Raw genomic sequence first — 6653 nt, 5'->3', positions numbered from 1 at the left:
CCGGCGTTGCACGGCCCGGTCGCCGGTCACGTCGGGCCGGTGACTACGGCCGGATCAGTGTCGTTTCCGCCGGTGGCGGCCCACGGCGGTGCGGCGCCGGCCAGCCCGGGAGCGTTGCCGGCCACTCCGGCGTTCCAGGCGGTCGGCAGCGGCGGTGACGCCGCGTCCGCCGGAGCGCCACCCGTGCTGCCGGGCGCGGCCGGCAGCACGCGGCTCGCCGGTGACCACCCGGCCACCGGTGGGTTCATGGGCGCGATGATCCGCGGGCAGCAGGGCCAGGACGAGCAGGAGCGCACTCCGGCTGGCTTTCTGGGCAGCGAGCCCGAAGCGTGGCACTCCGGCGGCGACGGGTCGGCCGTGCTCGGCCGCCCCTCGGCTCCGCCGCCGGTGGCCGGTGACGACCAGGCGGCCATCCTCGAGGAACTCAAGAAGTCCTCGGATCCCGGGGAGCTGCTGCGGACGTTGGGCCGGCTGCCGAAACACCAGCCGGATCGGGGCGCCTGAGCACCTGCGGTTCAGGGCGAAGCGCAAAGCGGGTGGGGAGCGGAAAGCAAGGCTTTCCGCTCCCCACCCGCGTCGAGACCGCCACCGGTCCACCGGACTCACTTCGCCGGACCGCACTTGGTCACCGTGTCCACATGGGACATCCCCGCGGCGCGGTACTGCTTGGCCTTGGCCGTGGCGTCAGCCGGCGACACCACCTGGTTGCCCGCGTAGTAGGTCCAGTCGACCTGCTCGTTGTAGACGCTGGTGCCGCTCTTGTGGCCGGCCGTGTCGATGAACCAGATGTTGTAGTTGATCGACATCGGCGTCCGCGGGTACACGGGGTTGCCCTTCGCGTCGGTCGTGTGATCGGCGGTGAGCTTGCCGTCGAGGTAGTACTTCACGTGCCCGCCCGAGACCTGCGTGACGATGTCGTGCCAGCCGTTGAAGCTGCGGTTCTGCGCGGTGGACGTGCGCAGGCCGTCCCACGTCGGGTTGTTCCAGTACGTGTTCCAGCTGGTCTGGTAGTTCGCGGTCGAGCCGCCCCAGCCGCCGTTGGGCAGGTACTCGGAGAAGTCCAGCTCGCTGTAGAGCGGGTCGCGGTCCTGCCGCAGCGGCGAGATCGTGAAGTACGTTTCGTTGACGTGGTCGCCGTCGGTGCCGCTGGTGGGCGCGTCGGTGAAGCGGACCCGGCTGGCGTAGGTGCCTTCGAAGAACCGTAGCCGGGTCTGGTTCATCTCCGATTGCGTGGTGCCGGCGGCGGTGCCGTTGGTGGTGGCGGCGAGTTGGGCGACGCGGTCGCCGTTCACCGTCGGGAAGGTGACGTTGCCGGTCAGCCACCGGGCGCCGGGCACGCCAGGGCTGCCGGCACTGGTACGCGTGGACCAGCCGGCCCCGCTGAAGGCGGCGTCGGTGGGGGAGGCGTAGTGGAAGTCGTCGAACAGCACGCCGCAACCGGCGGCCGCGGCGGCAGTGCCCGGCCAGGTGATCACGGCCGTCGAGGTGACGGCGGCGAAGAGCAGTGCGAGTTTTCGGGCAGGAAGTTTCAAGGCGAACCTTCTCCAAAACAGAATATCAGCAATTTCACCGATCCCATCGCGGGATCGCAAGCACTTTGCTCACCGCCGTTCGTCCTGTCAAGCAATCGGTGAATGTCCTGCAATTCGAAGCGATTCCCGGCCGGTGAGGGAAGTTGCCCTCTTTTTCTCCGGCGTCGACTCCGATCCGGGTACTCGAGCCGCGTATGAAGAAATCGAATGAATGGAGGACCTCCGATGACCGCGAAGACGACCGGCTTCACGACGAGCGCCCGGCGATCGATGGTGCAGCGCCCCACTTCGCTGTTGCCGGCGGTGGTGCTGGGCCTGACCGGCGGTGGCGCGGCCGGCGTCGCGGCGCCGGGGAAGCCGGAACCCGCCGCCAATTCGGCGAGCAGCGCGGCCGCCACGACGAGCAGCGCGGCCGCGACCCGCACGGCTCCGGGAAACCCGCCGCCGGCGCGAAGACCCACGAAGCCGCCGTCGAGCGGCGGGTCACCCAGATCCTGCAAGAGCGCTACACCGAGGCCTGCCTCTCCAGCGCTCCGGTCCTGCCCGCCGGCCAGGACGCCAAGACCCTCTGCCGGAGTCCCGAAGTGCTCCAAAGGTGCCGAGTCGTTGCACGAAGCGTGGGCGAAGCCCGGCGTGAAGCTGCCGCCGCAGGCCGAAGTCGAGGTGACCGGAGGGCCCGCGAAGGGCGAGACGGTCACCGTCCCCGACACCGCGGCCACAGTGGACGGCCGGACGCTGCGCAGTCTCGAGCTCATCGGCGCGACGGGCGACACGAGCTCGTTCAGCCTCACGTTCCGGGTCGGAGGCACGAAGGTGCCTGGTACGTCGAGAGCTTCGACATCAAGGCCTGATCGTCCGTCGTGCACGTGCGCACAGGGACCGATAGCCAGGGAAAGTGTCCCTTCGGGCACCTACGAGCTGATAGCCGCGGTCGATGCCGGGGGCGTCGCCACAATGAGGCCGACAGGCCGACCGCAGGGAGAATCGGATGAGCCACGCCTTCACCTCCGAATTGCACGAGATCCTGCTCCGCGTCGCCGGCTGGCTGCCCGATGACGCGTTGAGCCGGGCTCGGAGCGAACTCGCGGACGACCGATGCGCCGATGTCGCCCAGCTCCTGGCCTTCGCCGGGCGCCGCTCGGTGCTGCCGCTGGACGAGGACGACCTCGACGCGCTGGCCGAGCTGCTGGATTCCGAGGGGCGGGACCCCGCCGTGCTGGACGCGATGGAGCTGATTCCGGAATCCTCGGTTCTGCCGTGGTCCTTCTCTCCGGATTGGGACACCACGGACGACGGCGAAGCCGACGAGGGCGCCGATGGTGCGATGTTGCTCTCTGCCCTGGCCGAGCAGGATCTGCACGCGCAGGTGATCGACGAGCCCGGCGTGCGCGGCCTGTGGAGCGCGGTGCGGCGACCCGTCGACGGGGCGCCCTACCCGGCACCGCGGGGCGTCTACGTCGTCGAGGTCGACGACGACGCGGAGGACGTCGGCGAACCGGCCGAGCTGTGTGCGCGGTTCCAGGAAACCTTGATCGCCGCGGGCGAACGGGACCCGCAGGTCGAGGTCGTGTCGGTGCACGGTGCGCGGTCCCGGTACCAGCGGGCGGCCCAGCTGCGGGGCCGGCTGCTCTGGTCGCCGCACGACGACGCGGAGGTCAACGTGGCGCGGGTCTTCGACGAGGTCGACCCGGACGAAGGGCCGCGGTTCGCACCCGACCACGAGAAGATCACGGATGAAGCCGAGCGCGCCCGGCTGGTCGAGTACCTCGAGACAGGTACCGAGCTGCTGGTCACGACCGGGACGATGATCGACATCGTCGATCCGGACCAGGGCTCGGTTGTGCCGATGAACTTCCGCACGGACGGCGCCTGGGTCTGGACGGACACGGTCACCTACTACCTCAAGACCCATCACCTCGCGCCCGACCAGGAACTGCTGGCGTACCTGCGGAGCGCGGACGAGGTACCGCCGACCCTCGACACGGTGCTGCTCGGCCGCGCGATGACGGCTCTCGAACCCGCTGACGATCGGGAGCCGGTGTGGACGAGCCAGGGCGCTTCGGCCTGATGAGCGGTGGAGTGGCCGGCCTGTTCGAGGGAGCGGACCAGAACGCTGCCGTGGCCGGCAGAAGAGGGCGCAGGAAGTTCCGTAGGGGCCGAAAGGCTTGAGCCGATGGCTCAGTGCTGTGGGTTGGGTGGAGGTTGGTCAGGGTGGGTGATGCTGATCTCGGGCTGCGGGTCGAACTGTTGGGCGAGGTGCGGATCCGGTTGGCCGGCGAGGACGTGGCGGTGGGGCCGCCGCGGCAGCGCGCGGTGTTGGCGGCCTTGGCGTTGCGGCCGAACCAATCGGTGTCGCGGGCGGAACTGATCGACGGGGTGTGGGGTGATACGGCGCCGCCGTCGGTGGAGGGCAGCGTGCACACCTACATCCACGGTCTGCGCCGGGTGCTGGCCGGTGCGGGCGGCGGAGACTTGCTCGTCCGGTCCGGTGCCGGGTACCGGCTGGTGCTGGAGCCCAGCGCGGTCGACGTGGTGGCGGCGGAGACGGGGATGCGGCGGGCCCGGGAGCTGGCGTCGCCCGGGAACACCGCAGCCGCGGTCGATGTGCTCGAGGAATGCCTTCGGCTGTGGCGGGGAACGCCGTTGTTCGGCTTGCCGGGGCCGCTGGCCCAGACCGAACGCGTGCGGCTCGGCGAGTTGCGGTTGGAACTGCTGGAGGAGCGCGCGGAGTGGTTGCTCGACCTGGGCCGGCATCGAGAGGTGATCGGGGAGCTGGGCGAGGCGGTCGCGGCGGAGCCCTTCCGGGAGCGGCTGCGGGGGCTGCTGATGCTGGCGTTGCACCGCGGTGGACGGCGGGCCGACGCGCTGGCGGAGTTCGGCGCGGCACGCCGGCTGTTCGCCGCCGAACTGGGCTTGGAGCCGGGGCCCGCCTTGGCGGACTTGCAGCTCCGGATCCTGCGCTCGGACCCCGGGCTCGACCTGCCGGCGGAGTCCCCGGCCGCGGGGGTGCCGGCGCAGCTGCCCCACGACGTCCCCGACTTCGTGGGCCGGGCGGGTGAGCTGAAGCAGCTGGCGCGATGGCGTGCGGAGCTGGACCGCGGTGGCCGCGCACTGGTGATTTCGGCGGTCGGCGGCGTCGGCGGGGTGGGCAAGACGTCGTTGGCGGTGCGGTTCGCCCGCGACGTGGCGGCGGACTACCCGGACGGGCAGCTATACGTGAACCTGCGGGGCTTCGACCCGCACCGGGCGCCGCTGTCGGCGGCGGAAGCGCTCGGGCAGCTGTTGTCAGCGCTGGGAACGGGAGGACGCCGGCAGGACGCGGATGTGCAAGCGGCGCTGTATCGGACGCTGCTGTCGGACAAGCGGATGCTGATTGTGCTGGACAACGCGGCGTCGGCGGATCAGGTGCGGCTGCTACTGCCGGGCCCGTCGCGGTGCCTGGTCCTGGTGACCAGCCGGAACCGCCTGACCGGGTTGGTGGTCCGGGACGGCGCGCGGCGGCTGACCCTGGAGGGGCTGCCCGACGAGGAGGCGCTGGACCTGCTCCGGGTGACGGTGGGGCCGCGGCGGATCGACGCGGAGCCAGCGGCGGCGGCCGAGCTGATCCGGCTGTGCGGGTCGCTGCCGCTGGCGTTGCGCGTCGCGGCGGAGAAGGTCTCGTCGGATCCGGAAGCCGGACTGGAGGAGCTCGTGGGGGCGTTGATCGCCGAGCGGAGCCGGCTGGATGCGCTCGACTCCGGCGATGACGAGATGTCGTCGGTGCGCGGGGTGTTCTCGTGGTCGTACCACTCGTTGAAGCCGGCGGCCGCCCGGGCCTTCCGCTTGCTCGGGGTGGTGCCGGGCCCGGACATCGCGGTCGAGGCCGCTGCTGCGTTGCTCGACCGGCGGGTGGGCGAGACCGCCGAGCTGCTGACGGTGCTGTGCGAACAGAACCTGCTGGAGCGGCGGGAAGAGGACCGGTACGGGTTCCACGACCTGCTGCGGGACTATGCCGCCGAGCTGGCGGACCGGGAAGAGACCGCCGCGAACCGGGCGGCCGCGCTGCACGGCCTGATGCTCTGGTACGTCCACAGCCTGCGCTCGGCCTACTCCGGCATCATGCCGGACTTTCGGTTCTTCGCGACCGGGTTGGCCGAGACCGAGCACGAATTCTTCGCGACCGGGTTGGCCGAGACCGAGCACGAAGTGGCGAAGTTCGGGAGCCGGGACGACGTCGCCGGCTGGCAGAAGGCCGAGGCGGCCAACCTGCTCGCCCTCGCGAAGCACGCCGACGATACAGGTGAACACCAGGCGGCGTGGCAGCTGGCCTGGGGGATGTATCACCACTACTACTCGGCGGGCCGGCTCAGCGAGTGGGTCGAACTGCTGGAAATCGCGATGCACTCGGCCGAACAGCTCGCCGACCCGATGCCGCGGTTGCGGATCCTCAACGAATTCAGCGTCGCGAACTCCCGCATCGGGCGCAACGACGTCGCCGTCGAGCAGCTCAAACAGGCGCTCGAGATCGCCAGGGCGACGGATGATCACTACTCCCAGGTCAAGATCCTCATAAACCTCTCGTCGACGTTGCGCGAGATGAAGCTCTTCGAACAAGGGATCTCGCACGCGAAAGAGGCCATGAAGCTCTTCGAACAAGGGATCTCGCACGCGAAAGAGGCCACCGAGCTCACCGTGGAGATGGACAGCACCCGCGACTACTACCGGGCGGGCGCGTTCGACGCATTGTGTGAGCTGTACGTCGAATCCGGCAAGCCCGCTGAGGCTCTTCGCTTCGGACTCTCCGGTCTGGAGGCGGCCCGCGCCTGCAAGTCGGAACTTATCGAGGACAACATCCTGGTCAACCTCGCCCACGCGCACCGCGATCTCGGCGATGTCGCTGTCGCGATCCGCGACTACGAGTCCGCTTTGGACGTTTGCGGACAGCGCGGGGATCGCTACCACGAAGCACTGGCGCTGTTCGGCCTCGCCGAACTGCACCGGCGGGAGGCCCGGCTCCCGGAAGCCCGGGAACGGGCCCAGCGCGCGCTGGACATCTTCGTCGGTCTCGACGGCGAAGAGGCCGACGAAATGCGTACTTTCCTCCGCGAGCTCGAGTCCCCGGGCCCCACGGGCGGCTGAACC

Annotated in this window: 4 protein-coding genes and 1 pseudogene; 3 read left to right on the top strand and 2 right to left on the bottom strand. The window is 70.1% G+C overall.

Annotation, left to right across the window (positions count from 1 at the left end; all coding sequences use genetic code 11):
* Positions 1–504 (top strand): annotated as a pseudogene (locus AB0N03_RS36720) (hypothetical protein); the annotation flags it as partial.
* A 98-nt stretch (positions 505–602) separates the two neighbouring features.
* Here the strand turns inward: AB0N03_RS36720 and AB0N03_RS36715 are convergent.
* Positions 603–1532 carry a glycoside hydrolase family 16 protein gene (locus tag AB0N03_RS36715; protein ID WP_364381875.1) on the bottom strand — a complete coding sequence of 310 codons (930 nt, stop codon included), beginning with the start codon at positions 1530–1532 and terminating at the stop codon, positions 603–605.
* Complete coding sequence (locus tag AB0N03_RS36710; protein ID WP_364381872.1) at positions 1529–2443, bottom strand: hypothetical protein; 915 nt, start codon at positions 2441–2443, stop codon at positions 1529–1531. Before AB0N03_RS36710 ends, AB0N03_RS36715 begins: the two co-directional genes overlap by 4 nt.
* Before the next feature lie 77 nt (positions 2444–2520).
* Between AB0N03_RS36710 and AB0N03_RS36705 the strand changes: the two genes are divergently transcribed.
* A complete protein-coding gene (locus AB0N03_RS36705; protein WP_364381869.1) occupies positions 2521–3600 on the top strand; it encodes a hypothetical protein in 1080 nt (359 codons plus the stop codon).
* A gap of 143 nt (positions 3601–3743) precedes the next feature.
* On the top strand, positions 3744–6650 hold the full coding sequence (locus AB0N03_RS36700; protein ID WP_364381867.1) for a BTAD domain-containing putative transcriptional regulator: 2907 nt from the start codon (positions 3744–3746) through the stop codon (positions 6648–6650).
* The last annotated feature ends 3 nt before the right edge of the window (positions 6651–6653 follow it).

This window comes from Amycolatopsis sp. NPDC051061, assembly GCF_040682935.1.
In the GTDB taxonomy this organism is placed as follows: Bacteria; Actinomycetota; Actinomycetes; order Mycobacteriales; family Pseudonocardiaceae; genus Amycolatopsis.
The sequence above is the reverse complement of the archived record's forward strand: the minus strand, read 5'-3'. Positions and strand labels throughout refer to the sequence as shown.